15 protein-coding genes are annotated in these 14,664 nt (G+C 73.1%); 9 read left to right on the forward strand and 6 right to left on the reverse strand.

From position 1 onward, the window contains the following. Nucleotides 1–15: 15 nt before the first annotated feature. The 3 genes from HEP81_RS35335 to HEP81_RS35345 all read right to left on the reverse strand — a co-directional run bounded on the left by HEP81_RS35335 (nt 16) and on the right by HEP81_RS35345 (nt 2,976). Nucleotides 16–1,215, reverse strand: a complete 1,200-nt coding sequence (locus HEP81_RS35335; protein ID WP_037660699.1) for a glycoside hydrolase family 64 protein — start codon at nt 1,213–1,215, stop codon at nt 16–18. A 224-nt stretch (nt 1,216–1,439) separates the two neighbouring features. Beyond that, nucleotides 1,440–2,195, reverse strand: coding sequence for a dienelactone hydrolase family protein (locus HEP81_RS35340; RefSeq protein ID WP_037660702.1), 756 nt, complete (start codon nt 2,193–2,195; stop codon nt 1,440–1,442). Between the two features lie 160 nt (nt 2,196–2,355). Further along, nucleotides 2,356–2,976, reverse strand: a complete 621-nt coding sequence (locus HEP81_RS35345; protein WP_037660705.1) for an L-threonylcarbamoyladenylate synthase — start codon at nt 2,974–2,976, stop codon at nt 2,356–2,358. A 350-nt stretch (nt 2,977–3,326) separates the two neighbouring features. On the opposite strand from HEP81_RS35345, the gene HEP81_RS35350 reads away from it, so the two are divergent. After that, on the forward strand, nt 3,327–4,868 hold the full coding sequence (locus tag HEP81_RS35350; protein WP_051850478.1) for a helix-turn-helix domain-containing protein: 1,542 nt from the start codon (nt 3,327–3,329) through the stop codon (nt 4,866–4,868). A gap of 254 nt (nt 4,869–5,122) precedes the next feature. Continuing rightward, the gene (locus HEP81_RS35355) at nt 5,123–5,314 is read left to right on the forward strand and encodes a hypothetical protein (protein WP_037660708.1); all 192 of its coding nucleotides are present in this window, start codon (nt 5,123–5,125) and stop codon (nt 5,312–5,314) included. A gap of 82 nt (nt 5,315–5,396) precedes the next feature. On the opposite strand, the gene HEP81_RS35360 is transcribed toward HEP81_RS35355, so the two are convergent. After that, the gene (locus HEP81_RS35360) at nt 5,397–5,876 is read right to left on the reverse strand and encodes a hypothetical protein (RefSeq protein WP_037660711.1); all 480 of its coding nucleotides are present in this window, start codon (nt 5,874–5,876) and stop codon (nt 5,397–5,399) included. A gap of 303 nt (nt 5,877–6,179) precedes the next feature. On the opposite strand from HEP81_RS35360, the gene HEP81_RS35365 reads away from it, so the two are divergent. Together HEP81_RS35365 and HEP81_RS35370 are read left to right on the forward strand one after the other, a co-directional pair. Then, nucleotides 6,180–7,529 (forward strand): transaminase, encoded by a 1,350-nt coding sequence (locus tag HEP81_RS35365; RefSeq protein ID WP_078967591.1) that lies wholly within the window; start codon nt 6,180–6,182, stop codon nt 7,527–7,529. 22 nt (nt 7,530–7,551) lie between these two features. Continuing rightward, a complete protein-coding gene (locus tag HEP81_RS35370) occupies nt 7,552–7,992 on the forward strand; it encodes an Lrp/AsnC family transcriptional regulator (protein WP_037660812.1) in 441 nt (146 codons plus the stop codon). 43 nt (nt 7,993–8,035) lie between these two features. Here HEP81_RS35370 and HEP81_RS35375 read toward each other — a convergent pair whose 3' ends face one another. After that, a complete protein-coding gene (locus HEP81_RS35375) occupies nt 8,036–9,154 on the reverse strand; it encodes a PP2C family protein-serine/threonine phosphatase (protein WP_037660713.1) in 1,119 nt (372 codons plus the stop codon). 272 nt (nt 9,155–9,426) lie between these two features. On the opposite strand from HEP81_RS35375, the gene HEP81_RS35380 reads away from it, so the two are divergent. The 5 genes from HEP81_RS35380 to HEP81_RS40940 all read left to right on the forward strand — a co-directional run bounded on the left by HEP81_RS35380 (nt 9,427) and on the right by HEP81_RS40940 (nt 13,824). After that, a complete protein-coding gene (locus HEP81_RS35380) occupies nt 9,427–10,335 on the forward strand; it encodes a GNAT family N-acetyltransferase (RefSeq protein ID WP_037660715.1) in 909 nt (302 codons plus the stop codon). Nucleotides 10,336–10,584: 249 nt separating this feature from the next. After that, complete coding sequence (locus HEP81_RS35385) at nt 10,585–11,121, forward strand: EF-hand domain-containing protein (protein WP_037660717.1); 537 nt, start codon at nt 10,585–10,587, stop codon at nt 11,119–11,121. After that, nucleotides 11,118–12,218 carry an isocitrate/isopropylmalate family dehydrogenase gene (locus tag HEP81_RS40930; protein WP_037660719.1) on the forward strand — a complete coding sequence of 367 codons (1,101 nt, stop codon included), beginning with the start codon at nt 11,118–11,120 and terminating at the stop codon, nt 12,216–12,218. Before HEP81_RS35385 ends, HEP81_RS40930 begins: the two co-directional genes overlap by 4 nt. Continuing rightward, nucleotides 12,215–12,859 (forward strand): cysteine hydrolase family protein, encoded by a 645-nt coding sequence (locus HEP81_RS40935; RefSeq protein ID WP_037660721.1) that lies wholly within the window; start codon nt 12,215–12,217, stop codon nt 12,857–12,859. The genes HEP81_RS40930 and HEP81_RS40935 overlap by 4 nt, the downstream gene beginning before the upstream one ends. Beyond that, complete coding sequence (locus HEP81_RS40940) at nt 12,838–13,824, forward strand: class I SAM-dependent methyltransferase (protein ID WP_243279689.1); 987 nt, start codon at nt 12,838–12,840, stop codon at nt 13,822–13,824. The genes HEP81_RS40935 and HEP81_RS40940 overlap by 22 nt, the downstream gene beginning before the upstream one ends. On the opposite strand, the gene HEP81_RS35395 is transcribed toward HEP81_RS40940, so the two are convergent. Beyond that, nucleotides 13,772–14,659 carry a Gfo/Idh/MocA family protein gene (locus HEP81_RS35395; RefSeq protein ID WP_037660723.1) on the reverse strand — a complete coding sequence of 296 codons (888 nt, stop codon included), beginning with the start codon at nt 14,657–14,659 and terminating at the stop codon, nt 13,772–13,774. The two genes, HEP81_RS40940 and HEP81_RS35395, sit on opposite strands and share 53 nt — an antisense overlap. Nucleotides 14,660–14,664: the final 5 nt, after the last annotated feature.

Here is a 14,664-nt window from a genome sequence, read left to right on the forward strand (position 1 = left end):
GACCTTCTCATACGGTCAGTCCAGCGGACCCAGTGTGAGGTACGCCTGCTGCGGATCGCCGTCGTTGACCAGCGACTCCTGGTTGCCGACGTCGTCGAAGGCGAACGCGTAGGCCTTGCCGTCGGACATTCGCGCGTGCACCGCCTTCGCGTACTGGTTGGTCACCGCGTCCTGGTAGAAGTCGCCCGGCGTGTTGTCCGGCGCCTGCGAACTCACCAGCAGTGTCGAGCGGTTGAACCCGGCACACAGCGTGCGGGAGATGGGCCCGCGCACGGCGTCGTTGGGCGCGTCGAGCAGCTTGTGGCAGCCGAACACGCTGTCCGCGTCCGGCTTCTGGAAGCTGGTGACGACCGCGCCCGAGGTGTCGGTGAAGTTCATGACGTCACCCGAGACCCGGCCGTAGAACTTCTTGTCCGGCTGATCGGCGAACGGCGTGACGGTCAGCGTCGACGACGCGTACTTCTGCCAGACCCGGTTCACGTAGTCGTCCATCGCGCTCGCGGGCAGCGCACCGGTCTCCACCCCGTACAGCGGCGACAGCGCGCGCAGCACCGAGCCGTCGGAGCCCGTCTGGATCAGCCCCGACCAGCCGCCCGGCTGGGCGCGCAGGGCGTCGAAGAATCCCGACCACCCGCCCTGCTTGAGCTGCCCGGTGGTGCTGACGCTCCCGTCGGCGCGGCGCACCCCGACGGAGTACGGCGCCGAGAACATGTCCACCTGGGTGCTGTTGAGCCACAGCCCGGAGTCGTTGAGCGTGTACTCGGACCAGTTGAACAGGATGTCGTGGTTGGGGTCGGACGGATTCTGCACGGCCGGCTGCACCAGACCGCCGGTGGTCAGCTTGAAGACGAGCTTCTGGCCGTAGGAGAAGTAGATCCGGCCGGAGAACTTCGGGATGCGGATCGTGGTCGACTGCCCGGCGGCAGGTCCAGGAATCGCCGCGTCCGGCGCGGGAGTCGGCGGATTGCCACCGGCCGGCCAGGCGTGGAAGACGCCATTCGCGTCCGCCCAGCCCTGCTGCCCGGAGGACAGCTGGGTGCCGAGGTCGTAGAGGTAGACGGGCTGGGTGCGGCCCGAGTTGTTGGTGATGGTCAGCGCGATGGTGTCCGGTACGGCCGCTCCGGCGTGTTGGGGGACGCCGAGGGCGAGCGCTCCGCCGATGAGGGCGGTGGCGGCGACCAAGGGCAGCGCGCGTCGGGTTCGAGTGTGCGGCACTCTCCACCTCCGTGTGGGGGTCGGGGTCGTACGGACCTCCGATCTCTGGTCCGTACCTGTCTGAGAGCGCTCTCAGACTGGTGCCGAAGTCGTACCCGTGTCAACGATTCCGGCGCCACTTCCCTTTGTGCGCAGGCCACTTCGAACCCGCCCGGCGCCCGCCGCGGGGCGGGCGCCGTGGGCCGGTGCCGAACGGTTCGGAGAGCTCGGAAGGCGCGGAAGGCTCAGAAGGCGCGGTCTAGCAGGGCCAGCAGCGCCGCCCAGTGGCGCTCGTCGGCCTCCCGGTCGTACGCGGGGGTGTCGGCCTGGGTGTAGCCGTGCTGCGCGCCCGGATACACCTCGCAGGTGTGGCGCACCCCGGCCGCGTCCAGTGCCTGCTCCAGCTCGCGGATCTGCTCGGCCGGCATGGAGGCGTCCTGGTCGGCGAAGCCGAAGTACAGCTCGGCGGTGACGTCCCCGACACCGCGGTGCGGGCTGTCCGGGGCCTCCGTGACCAGCTTGCCGCCGTGGAAGCCGGCCGCCGCAGCCACCCGGTCGGGGTGCGTGGCGGCCGTGCGCAGGGCGAGCCGGGCGCCCATGCAGTAGCCGGTCAGCGCGACCGGGCCGTCGGCGACGAACGGATTGTCCGCGAGGAAGCCCAGATAGGCGTCCGCGTCCCGCCGGGACTGCTCGGGGGTGAGGGAGCCCATCACCGGGCCGATGCGCTGCCAGAGGCCCGGGTCGGCCGCCGGGTCGATGAACTCGGGCAGCTCGCCGATCGGGGTGGTGCCGTGCCGGTAGAAGACGTTGGGCACCAGGACCGTGTACCCGGCGGACGCCAGCCGGTCGGCCATCGACCGCAGCTGGGGGCGCAGCCCGTAGGCGTCCTGGTACAGCAGGACGCCAGGGTGCGGCTCGCCGTCGGCGGGATGGGCGAGGTAGGCGTCCGCGGTGCCGTCCTCGGTCGGGATGTCGACGGATGCTCCCTGTACGTCGGTCATGGTGACGGGCCTCCTGGGGGGTAAGGGACGGCGGTCGGCGGGTGCCCCGGCGCGCCGCGGGTACGTCGATGTCCTGCGCGAACGCGCCGGACGGGCGGATCCCATGCTGCCACGCAAGATCGCGGCCCTCGCGGGCGGTCCGCCGAACCGCCCCCCGCCGTCACTCGAACCGTGAGGGGTCGCCCGCGCCCCGCCGGACGATCTCCGCCTCGCCGCTGGAGAAGTCGACCACCGTGGTCGGCTCGGTGCCGCACTCCCCGGAGTCGACCACCGCGTCCACCACATGGTCGAGGCGGTCCTTGATCTCCCAGCCCTGGGTCATCGGCTCCTCCTCGTCCGGCAGCAGCAGCGTGCTGGACAGCAGCGGCTCGCCCAGCTCGGCCAGCAGCGCCTGGGTGACCACATGGTCCGGGATGCGCACACCCACCGTCTTCTTCTTCGGGTGCATCAGCTTGCGCGGCACCTCGCGGGTGGCCGGGAGGATGAAGGTGTAGCTGCCCGGGGTGGACGCCTTCACGGCCCGGAACACATCGTTGTCCACCCGTACGAACTGCCCGAGCTGCGCGAAGTCCCGGCACATCAGCGTGAAGTGATGGCGGTCGTCCAGCCGGCGGATGGCCCGGATCCGGTCCACCCCGTCCTTGCTGCCCAGCCGGCAGCCGAGCGCGTAGCAGGAGTCGGTCGGGTATGCGATCAGCGCCCCCGACCGCACCGCGTCGGCGATCTGGGCGATACTGCGGGCCTGCGGATTCTCGGGGTGCACATCGAAGTACTTCGCCATTCACCGAGCTTATGCCGTCCCCGGGGGCGACGCGGGCAGCAGGGGGTGCCGCCTGTCGCACGGGCCCCGGGGCGCGGCACGTACCCGGTCCGCGGCTGCCCCGAAATCCCCGGGAATCCCCTGATACACCCCCGGAAAATCCCCTGGTGTATCCCTGGGACCCGCGGGCACCCGGACCCTGAGCCATCCGGAGCCCTCCCCCCCGGCCCCGGAGGCGTTGCCTCCGTCGGCGGCCCCACCCCCCCGGGCCGCCGGCGGAGCCATGTCCGGCCGGACGGGACGACCAGGTGAACCGTCGGGTAACGTCCCGCTGCGAACATCGGCCGACAGCGAAGACAGGAGAGGGACACGTGGCCCGCCGAGCGGAGGAGGAGCCGGTGTCCCGGCCGTCGTACGGGACCGGCAGCGCCTGGGCGCGCGAGCTGCTCGACCAGCTGCGCCCCGCGGGACGCGATCTGAACCGGCTGATCGGCTGGCTCGCCCGCAGCACCGGATCCGCCGTACGCCTCCAGGACGCGCGCGGCCACCTCCTCGCCGAGGCCGGGGAGCGGCCCGCGCTGGACCCCGCCGTCGTCGCCGACGTGGCCGCGGGCCGGGTCTCCGCCGCCGCGCTTCAGGACGGCACCCGGCATGTGCGCCTGGTCGGGATACGGCACCCGGGCCCCGACCCGGCCGCCTCCGCCGTACTGGCCGTGGCCCGCCCCGAGCCCTTCGACAGGCACACCACCGACATCCTCGGGCACACCGCGGGCGTGCTCGAACTCCTGCTGCGCGAGCGCGAGTTGGCGCACGCCGGGTATCGGCTGCGACGGGCCACCGCCGATCTGCGCCTCGCCATCCTGCAACTGCTGATGGTGGAGGACACCGTCTCCGCCCGCCGGGTCGCCGCGGGACTGTGGCCCGGACTGCTGGAGAGGGACACCGCCCGGGTGTACGTCATCGAGGGCACCGCCGCCGAACGCGACCGGCTCGCCGACGAGTGCGGGACGGCCACCAGCGGCGGCGCCCTCGTGGTGCGCTGCCCGGCGATGGACGAACATGTCATCGTGCTCGGCCCGGCCACCGAGGTGGAGGAACGGCTGCGCTCCCTGGTCGCCGTACGGCCCGGCACCTACCTCGGCGGGAGCCCCCGCCAGCGCCTCGCCCTGACCGCCACCGCCTACGGACAGGCCGTCACCGCCCTCGCCGTGGCCCGCTTCAGCCCCGAGCGGGCCGCCGTCTACGCCGAACGCACCCGCCCCGCCCGCCTGATGGACCCGGCCGCGCTGCACGCCTGGTCGGCCGCGGTGCTGCGCCCGCTGGACACGCTGCCGTACCACGTGCGCGCCGAGCTGCTCGCCACCACCCGGCTGGGCCTGGAGTTCACCGCGGTCAGCACGGCCAAGGTGCTCGGCGTCAGCCGCAACACGGTGCGTGCCCGTATGGACCGGGTCGCCGCGCTGCTCGGCGCCGACTTCTCCGCCCTGGCCGTGCGCGCGATGGCGCACATCGCGCTCAACACCGAGGCGGCGCACGGTCCGTACGACACCGAGGGCAACGCCCCCGCCACGCCGACGGGGTTCGCGGACCTGCTCGGCGGGGACGCGCTGCGGGCATGGGCCGAGGGCCTGCTCGGGCGCCTCGACACCGACGGCCGGGATCTGCGCGGCACCCTGCGCGCCTGGCTGGCCGCCGACGCCAACGCCGGGCCCGCGGCGACGGCGCGGGGGGTGCACGCCCAGACCGTACGGGAGCATGTGCGGGCCGCCGAACCCGTCCTGGAGCGCCGGCTGCTGGCCGGGGGCACCGATCTGTACGAGGTCGTCCTCGCCCACCTCGTCACCGGTGAACTCCCCGTTCCCGCCCTCGGCCCGGCGAACCGGGACCAAGCGGACGCGGCTGTGCACAGGTGAGTGCTACGCGCGTGGCGGCGGGCATCGGTGCGCTGGTACGGACCGGGCGTCGCACGTAAGTTCACTTCCAGCGGGGCACGACCGGGACGGGGGGCCGGTCGGGGCCCCGCCCTTCTTTTCTCCCGCGCTTCCCGCGGAGGACCCCGTTCGAGCGATGCCGTCACCCGACCAGGTGAGCCCGGGGTACCACCGGCGGCCGGGGGACGTTGCCCCGGCAGGAGCCGCTTGCTGGACCGGATGCCGTGGGGGAACGGATGGAGCGAGTCGAAGGGGTCCGGCTGCCGCGCACCCGGGAGCCCATCTACGACCGGCTGGTCGCCGAATGGCGTGCGCAGGGGCGGACGGTGCCCACCGCGCCCGAGGCGCCCCGGACCTCGCTCACCGGTCTCGCCGACCTCGCGAGCCTCGCCCTGCGCCCCACCCGGCCCGAGCCGGAGCGTTCCTGAGGCGTCGTACCGCATCCCGCCCGGTCTAGGGCCTCTCGTTTGGATCATGCGGGCTCGCGGGGTCTGATCCAAACGAAAGACCCTAGGGCTCCCGCTGCCCGCGCGGTGGTGCGGCGAGGACCGTCAGGGTGCCGTTGGCCTGCCGCAGCGCGTCCTCCAGGGTGCCGGGGGAGTGCAGGGTGCCGGTGCCGTCGGGCGGTACCAGCCACTCCAGGGAGCGGGCGGGCCGGTAGGGCGGCGGTACGGCGACCCAGGAGCCCCTGGTGGCATAGCGCAGCCCCGCGCCGACCCAGCCCCCGTCCGGGTCCGGCGGCAGGAAGAAGCCGACCCGGCCGGCCGTGAGGTCCACCAGGGTCGGGCCCGGCACCGGCAGCGCGGGCCGCCACAGCAGGTCGAGGGTGAGCAGGCCCAGCCGCTCGGGGACGCTGAGCAGGTCCCAGAAACGCCCGGCCTCCAGCAGTGCGATCCCCTCCCCGTGGTCCCACTCCCACTTGCACGCGCGCGGATCGGCCGCCGATGCCGCCAGCCACTCCACGCCCCGCATCCACATCGTGTTCGTCATGCACTGCTCCGCGTTCTCGGGCACTCGGTGCGTTCGCACAGCAACCCGGCATATGCATGCTCGTAGATATTTCTATGCGGCGGAAGGGGTGGCGCGGTCTGGCGTTTCTGTCGACGCGTTCGAACTCCGCGTGCCGGTTCGTCAGTTGGCCCAGGGGGTGGCGTCACTCTTGCGAGGCGGTGGGTCGATAGGGCGCGTGATCCGAGCGTTCGCGCGATCGATTCCTGCGTGAGGTCTTGAGAAGAGCGTGGCTGCGGTCGTAGCCTCACGTCGTTCCGTCGTCCGATTCCAACGAGGTTTTCCATGGACCGCACCCGCCTGCGCACCCTCCTGGCCCGCGAGAGCGCCGAGGCCGAGCGTCGCAACCCGCGCTCGCGCGCCGCGTACGCCGGGGCCGACCATCTCTTCGGCCGGGTCCCGATGACCTGGATGAACAAGACGGCCGGAGCGTTCCCCCGGTATCTGGCCGGGGCGCGCGGCGCCCGGGTCAGCGATGTGGACGGGCACGAGTACATCGACTTCTGCCTCGGCGACACCGGCGCGATGGCGGGCCACTCGCCCGCGGCGGTCACCGAGGCGGTCCAGCGGCGCTTCGCCGAACTCGGAGGGGCCACCGCCATGCTGCCCACCGAGGACGCCGAATGGGTCGGCGCCGAGCTGACCCGGCGCTTCGGCCTGGCCCGCTGGAGCTTCTCGCTCACCGCGACCGACGCCAACCGCTGGGCGATCCGGCTCGCCCGCGCCGTTACCGGGCGGCCGAAGATCCTGTTCAACAGCTACTGCTACCACGGCAGCGTGGACGAGTCGCTGATCGTCGCGGGCCCGGACGGCGAGGGCAGCGCCCGCCCCGGGAACGTCGGCGCGCCCTGCGAGGTGACCCTCACCAGCAGGGTCGCCGAGTTCAACGACCTCGCCGCACTGGAGCGCGAACTCGCCCACGGCGATGTGGCCGCGGTCCTCATGGAACCCGCCCTCACCAACATCGGCATCGTGCTGCCCGAGCCCGGCTATCTCGCCGGAGTCCGCGAGCTGACCAGGCGCTACGGCACGCTGCTGATCAACGACGAGACGCACACCTTCTCCGCGGGGCCCGGCGGCTGCACCGGCGCCTGGGACCTGGAACCGGACATGCTCACCATCGGCAAGGCGATCGGCGGCGGCATCCCGGCCGGTGCCTACGGCCTCTCCGCCGAACTGGCCGACCGGCTGCTGGCCCGCGGCGACCTCGACCTCGTCGACATGGGCGGCGTCGGCGGCACCCTCGCCGGCAACGCCCTGTCGGTCGCGGCCACCCGCGCCACCCTCGAACACGTCCTCACCGACACGGCGTTCGACCGGATGGGCAAGCTGTGCGAACGCTTCGAGGCGGGCGTCCGCGCCGGTATCGAGGCACACGCCCTGCCCTGGTCGGTGAGCCGGCTCGGGGCGCGGACCGAGTACCGCTTCACCGCGCCCGCGCCGCGCACCGGCACCGAGTCCGCGGCGGCCGCCGACGCCGACCTCGAGGACTTCCTGCACCTGTACCTCGCCAACCGGGGCATCCTGCTCACCCCGTTCCACAACATGGCCCTGATGTGCCCCGACACCACCGAGCAGGACGTCGACCGGCACACCGAGGTGTTCGCCGCCGCCCTCGCCGAACTGGCCGGATGAGGGGAGGGGCATGATGACCGCCATGGACGACATCGACCGGGCCATCCTGCGTGAGCTCCAGAGCGACGGCCGTATCGCCTATGCCGACCTCGGGCCCAAGGTGGGCCTGTCCGCCTCGGCGGCCCGGCAGCGGCTGCAGCGGCTGCTGGACTCCCGGGCCGTGCAAGTGGTCGGCGTCACCGACCCGATGGCGATGGGCGGCCAGGCCATGGCGCTGCTCGGGATCGGCGTGGACGGCGACCCGCGGGCCGTCGCCGACGCCCTGGCCGAGCGGCCCGAGGTCGTGTACTCGGTGCTCACCTCCGGCGGCTTCGACCTCTTCGCCGAGGTGGTCGCGTCCGGCCCGAAGGACCTGCTGGACTTCGTCAACGACGTGGTCCGCCCGATCGAGGGCGTCCGCGAGCTCCGGTCCTTCCCGTACTTCGGGATCCACACCCACCGGTTCTTGTGGGACGTGGGGTGAGCGGGGTCCCGCGGGGCGTGGCACGCGTGCCGGTCGAGGGTGGTCAGGTGGGCGGGTCGCCCGGGGCCGGGACCGGGGCCAGGACCAGCATCGTGGCGTCGTCGCGGACCTCGTAGCGCAGCCGCGCGAGATCGGCCCACACGGCGGTGGGCAGTTCGCCGTCATGGCTGTCCGCGAGGGCGGCCAGCCGGTCCGGCAGCGGGTAGAAGACCCCGGAGCGGTCCCGTGCCTCCCAGACGCCGTCGGAGGCCAGCAGCAGCCTGTCGCCAGGCTCCAGCGGCACCGTGACCTCCTTCGGCGGATCGGCCCCCACCAGGCCGATCCCCAGCGGGGTGCCCGGCGTCACGGTGATCTCCCGCGCGTCGCCCTCGCGCAGCAGGACCGGCGCCGGATGACCGCAGGCCACCACCCGCATCGTGCGCGCGCAGGCCGGGAACTCCAGCAGCACCGCCGTAGCGAACAGCTCCCCGTCCGGCGTGCCCGCCGCGTCCGTCGCCAGCCGGCGGTCCATCCGGGCCGCCACCGACTCCAGGTCCTGCTGGTCAAGGACCGCCTCCCGGAACGCGCCCAGCAGGGACACCACGGTCGAGACCGCCACCAGCCCGTGCCCGCGCACATCGCCCATCACCGCCCGCACGCCGTACGGGCCTTCGCGTACGTCGAAGAAGTCCCCGCCCACCAGCGTGCCGTTCTCCGCGGCCCGGTAGAAGCCCGCGCAGCCGATGCGCCCGACCCGCTCGGGCAGCGGTGGCATCACCGCCCGCTGCACGGCCTCGCCGATCGTGCGCTCCACCTGGAGCTGGGCGTCGCGGCGGCTGCGCACGAACGACACGAACACGCTGAGCAGGGCGACGAAGACGATGGTGAGCAGATCGGTGTTGCCGGGCCTGTTCAGATGGGTCTCGGGCACATTCAGGGCCACGACCACCAGGGCGCCGAGCAGGGCGGTGACCAGCGGGCCGTACGACAGGACGGCCAGCGGCGGGATCGCGCCGAGCAGGAAACCCAGGTCGCTGGCGTGGGGGGTGACGGTCGAGGCGAGGGTCACCGCGACCAGCAGCAGTACCGGCAGCAGCCGGATCCACCACGGCGGTGGCGCACCCCGCAACCAGCCGCGATCCTCCTGGCTCCCACGCGAGGCCCCTCCGCGCACCGATCGCACAAGCCCACGCTACGCCGCCCCCGTCAGGAGGGCCCGTCGGTCGCCTCCCGTGCGCCGGTGACGCTCACGGGGGGGCGGTACGGAAAACCGATGGACGCCGGCCGGGCGCCCCGGTTAGCGTACGAGCGCACATCCGAGACGGACGAAGGAGGCGAGTGTCATGGCCGCAGTCATCATGCGCTCCCCCCTCCCCGTCGCCCGGGTGTGCAAGGTCTGACCGGGAGCGCGTTCCCGCCGCGAGGTCCCTCGCGGCACGTATCCCGGAGGAATCCTTGACCGATCTGGTCATGCGCACGCTCGACGCGAACAGTGCGCACCTGTTCCACACCATGCCCGACCCGCTGGCCCTCGCCGAGAAGCACCGGCGGACCACCTTCCGTCCCGAGTGGCAGCGCATCGCCCTGCGCGACGGCCGTACGGTGGCCCGCGCCGCCTGGTGGGGGCGCGCCGAGGACACCGAACCGCTGCTGATCAACTGGCTGGACGTGGCCGAGGGCGAGGAGGCGGCCGGCGCCGAACTGCTGCGGACCGCGCCCTGGCGCCCCGACGAGATCGACCTCGACCTGCCCGCCGGCTGGCGCGACGACACCCGGCTGCGGGCCGCCGCCGAGACCCGCGTCGCGGCCGCGCGCCTGGCCGGTTACACACCCCTGGTGGAGCGCTTCCTCTACCGCTGGACCCCGGACTGCGGCCTGCCCGAACGCCCCGGCCGCCTGGTCTTCACCCCGGAGCCGGACGACGACGTCTTCCTCGACCTGCTGCGCCGCATCCACTCCGTCACCCTCGACGCGCACGCCCGCCGGGCCATCGCGCAGGGCGGCGTCGAACAGGCAGCCCAGGAGGAGCTGGACATCTTCCACTGGATGCCCTCTTCGCGCTCCTGGTGGCAGATCGCCCGCACCGGCGCCGGCGACCCCGTCGGCATCCACATCCCCGCCCGCAACCCCTCGGGCCCCTGCGTCGGCTTCATCGGCGTCGTCCCGGAGCACCGCGGCCACGGCTACGCCTACGACCTCCTCGTCGAGTGCACCCGCTTCCTGGCCGCGGAGGGAGCCGAGTTCATCGCCGCCGCCACCGACCGGTCCAACTTCCCGATGGCCGCGCACTTCACCAAGGCGGGCTATCCGGTCGTACGGGAGCGGGTGAACTTCTGGGTTGACGGCGCTGTCGGTGCCGGGTGACACGCTGACCGTGCGGTGACCGGCGGCGAGATCACCCCCACCTCCCCGGAGGGGGCCGGGGCGGTTGGGTGCGTGGCGCTTTCCAAGATCGGGGAGTTCATGCCCCCGGCGGGGAAATTCCTTCGTTCGGGGGCACTTGGGCGTCATTTTCTCACCGCGCGCCGTCGGCGAGCCGATAGTGGAGCCGCCGCCGGGCCCACGGGGACCGGCGGTGGTTCGTGAGCACCGTATGACCGGAGGGGAAACAGCATGGCCACCACCGAGGCGAACAACCGGGTCGAACTCGTCTTCTCACTGTTCGACGCCAATGGCAACGGCGTCCTGGACCCCGGGGACTTCGAGCTGATGGGCAGGCGGGTGGTCGAGGCCGTGCCGGAGGCCGGGGACGGCGCGAAGCACCGGATGCTCAAGGCCTTCCAGGGCTACTGGGACACTCTGCGCACCGAACTGGACGCCGACGGCGACGGACAGGTGAGCCCCGAGGAGTTCAACGCCATCGTGCTCGACCCCCAGCGATTCGACGTCACCGTCAACGAGTTCGCCGAGGCCCTCGCCGCGCTGGGCGACCCGGACGGGGACGGCTATGTCGAACGCCCCCACTTCGTCGCCCTGATGACCGCCATCGGTTTCCAACGCCCCAACATCGAGGCCCTGTTCGACGCCTTCGAGCCGGTCCACGGCGACCGCGTCCCCGTGGTCACCTGGGCGGACGGCATCCGTGACTACTACCGCCCCGAGAAGTCCGGCATCCCCGGCGACCACCTCACCACGAGCACCGTCCAGTGACCCACGACCCCAGCGCCCCCGTCATCGGGCTGGCCGTGGGCCGGGGCACCGGACCCGAACTCGCGGACGTCTTCGAGAGGGTGCTCGGCGCGCTGACCGCCGGGCATCCGGGCACCGTGACGATCGAGCGCTCCCCGCGGCTCTACCACTCCTACCACTCGCTGCGCGGCGAGTCCGACATCGCCCGGATCCGCGAGCTGACCGCCGCGGACGCCGACCACTACGAACGCTTCTGCCGTACCCGCGCCGAACGGGGCACCACGGCGATCTTCCGGACGGCCGTCAACGCCCAGTCCCTGTACCTCGTCCGCGAGCGGCTGCGCGCCGTCAAGGTGGACCTCCTCGGCGCCGACGGCCACTCCCTGCTGCTGGTGCGCGACCAGGCACAGGGGTTCTACACCGGGGAGAACGCGCATACGCCGGGCGAGCTCACCCGCACCATGACCTTCGGCCGGGAGATCACCAAGAGCGTGGTCCGCTACGCCCTGCGCCGGGCCCGGAAGGAGTGGCCGGACGGGCGGATCGGCCGCATCGTCATGGCGTACAAGTTCCATCTCCTGGACGGCGCGCTGGACGTCTGGGTGAGCGAACTCGCGGAGGAACTCGGCGTGGAGATCGGCCTGTTCCAGCCGGACACCGTCAACCGCAACCTCATCACCCACGGCCTGCCCGACCGGACGCTGCTGATCGCCGGGAACGAATGGGCCGACATCATGCATGTCATGCTCCTCGACCGGTTCGGCTCCGACCGGCAGGAGAATCGTTGCACCGAGAATGTCTTCCTCGATCCCGCGCTCGCCGGACTCACCGAGTACCAGACGGTGCACGGCTCCGCCGACGACATCGCGGGCCGGGGCCTCGTCAACCCGGTGGCGACCATCCGCGCGGCCGCGCGCATCGCCGAGGGGCACGCCGGACGCACCGGCGCGGTGGAGGCCGTCGAGAAGGCACTTCGGATTCTTGAGGAACGGGGCGTATCCACCCCCGACCTCGGCGGGCGGCACTCCACCACCGCCGTGGCGGACGCCCTGCTCGACGCCCTCGACACACCCGGGGCCGGAACACCCGCGGACGCCGCACCGGTCGGCGGCTCATGACCGGCCCGACGGGCGAGGGCACGGCCCTGGTCGTCGTGGACGTGCAGAACGACTTCTGCACCGGCCCGACCGCCCTGGCCCGCTTCGGCGGCGACCCCACCGTCCTGGACGCGGCCGTCGCCGGCACCGTCCGGGCGGTGGCCGCCGCCCGCGCGCGCGAGGTGGAGGTGGTCTTCGTACGGTTCACCGGCGACCCCGAACACCAGGGCGCCGCCTGGCGGTCGCGGGACCACGCCCTCGGCAAGCGGCCGAAGTGCCTGGAGGGCTCCTGGGGCGCCGAGTTCCACCGGGTCGCCCCGGCCCCGGGCGAGCGCGTCTTCACCAAGCGCGCCCGCTTCGACGCCTTCCTCGGCGAGGGCTTCGAGGAGCACCTTCGCGCGCGCGGTGTCGGCCACCTGGTCCTCGCCGGGGTGTACGCCGACGTGTGCGTGGACACCACCGCCCGTACGGCGTTCCAGAAGGGCTTCCATGTGACCGTCCTGACCGACTGCACCACGGCCCTGCATCTGCCGTACGACGACGTACTGCGGTTCATGCGCGTGGTCTACGGCGCCCGGACGACCACCGCGTCCGACCCGGCGGCCTGGACCGCGCCGGCCCTCGGGCCCGAGGAGGTGCCGTGCATACGGCCGGGGGCCTGACCGCCGGGGTGGCCCGGGGCGTGGGCCGCACCGCCCTGCTGGTGGCCGCGGCCCGCGCGATCGAGACGCATCGCCCCGACGCGCTGGCCCGGGACCCGTTCGCCGAGCACTTCGTGCGCGCGGCGGCGGCCTCCGCGAGCTGGCCGGTGCGCCCGGCTCAAGTGCCCGACGGGGACGCCGATCCGCTGTGGGGCAGGCTCGGCCGGTACTTCGCCCTGCGCACCCGCGTCCTGGACGACCATCTGCTGCGCTCGGCACATCTGGGCGTGCGCCAGGTGGTGCTCCTCGGCGCGGGTCTGGACTGCCGGGCGTACCGGCTGGACTGGCCGCCGGGGTGCGCGGTGTACGAGGTGGACACGGCGGAGGTGCTGGCCTTCAAGCAGACGGTCCTCGACCGGCTCCGGGCCACCCCCGCGGCCGAGCGCCGGGCGCTCGCGGCCGACCTGCGCCACGACTGGGCCGATGTCCTGCTGTCCGCGGGCTTCGACCCGGCCGAGCCCACGGCGTGGCTGGCCGAGGGGCTGCTGCTGTATCTGCCGGCGGCGGCCGAACGGCGCCTCGTGGCCACGATCGACCGGCTCAGCGCGGCGGAGAGCACCCTTGCGTACGAGATCAAGGACCTCGTCGAGTCCCCGCAGGTGCGCTCCAGCCCCGTCTACACCACCACCCGGCAGCGTATCGGCATCGACCTGCTCGCCCTCTTCGACGGCGAGCCCCGCCCCGACTCGGCCGCCGAACTCGCCTCTCTGGGCTGGACGGTGACGATCCGCACCCCCTACGAGTTCACCCGCCGCCATGGCCGCGGTCCCCTCCCGGAGCCGAACGACGCCCTGGCCGCCAACCGCTGGATCTTCGCGGCGGCACCGCGGGACGGGGCGACCACGAGCGGAGTGCGGACCACGGCGTCCGGCGTCACTCCGTGTCCGCCGACAGCCGCGCCTCCGCCGCCGCCAGGATCTCCGTGACCCGGAGTCCGAAGGACGCGTCGCAGGGGTGCGGGCGGCCGGACTCGGCGCAGGCCAGGAGGGCGTCGGCGGCTCGGGTGAGGGCGACGGCGGCGTCCTCGGAGGCGGCCGGCATGACGGTGACGCCGGACGCGCCGCGCAGTTCGTACTCGGTGCCCGCGGCCGCCGGCGGAACCGTCTGGCTGAGGGTGACCGTGCTGGAGGCCCCGGCGGCGTGGTCGAGGATCAGGTGCACGGTGTCTCCCGGGCCGCGGGCCGCCGTCACCACCCGGGTGACATCACCGAGGATCGGCATCAGCACGGACAGCGCGTGCGGGCCCAGGTCCCACAGCGGGCCCTTCTCCTGGCGCCATGGAGAGGCCGCGAAGGGGCTGTCGGTCGTGAACACCGCCCCCAGCCACTGCGCCCGCGCCGTGAACCAGCCCGTGAGCGCGGCCTGATCCTCGATCCACGCCTGCGGCTCCTTCTGGAAACGCGCGGTGAAGAACACCACCGACGCCACCCCGGCCCGCTCCGCCTCCTCGGCCACCGCACGCGCGTCGGCGACCGACAGCGCGAGCGGCTTGTCGAGGAGCAGATGCCGCCCGGCCCGCGCCGCCCGCACCGCCAACGGGGCCTGCACGGCCGGCGGCAGGGCGACGGCGACCGCGTCCACATCGGCCAGCAGCGCGTCCACATCGGCGTACGGCGTGCCGTCGTACCGCTGCGCGAGTTCGGCGGCGGCCTCGGGGCGGCGGCCCCACACCCCGGCGAACTCCAGGCCGGGGTGCCCGGCGAGGGCGGGGGCGTAGACCGCCCGGGCCCAGGGTCCCGTTCCCAGCAGTCCGATACGCATGTGAC

The sequence above is a fragment of the Streptomyces griseofuscus genome, assembly GCF_014673495.1.
GTDB classification, from domain to species: domain Bacteria; phylum Actinomycetota; class Actinomycetes; order Streptomycetales; family Streptomycetaceae; genus Streptomyces; species Streptomyces murinus.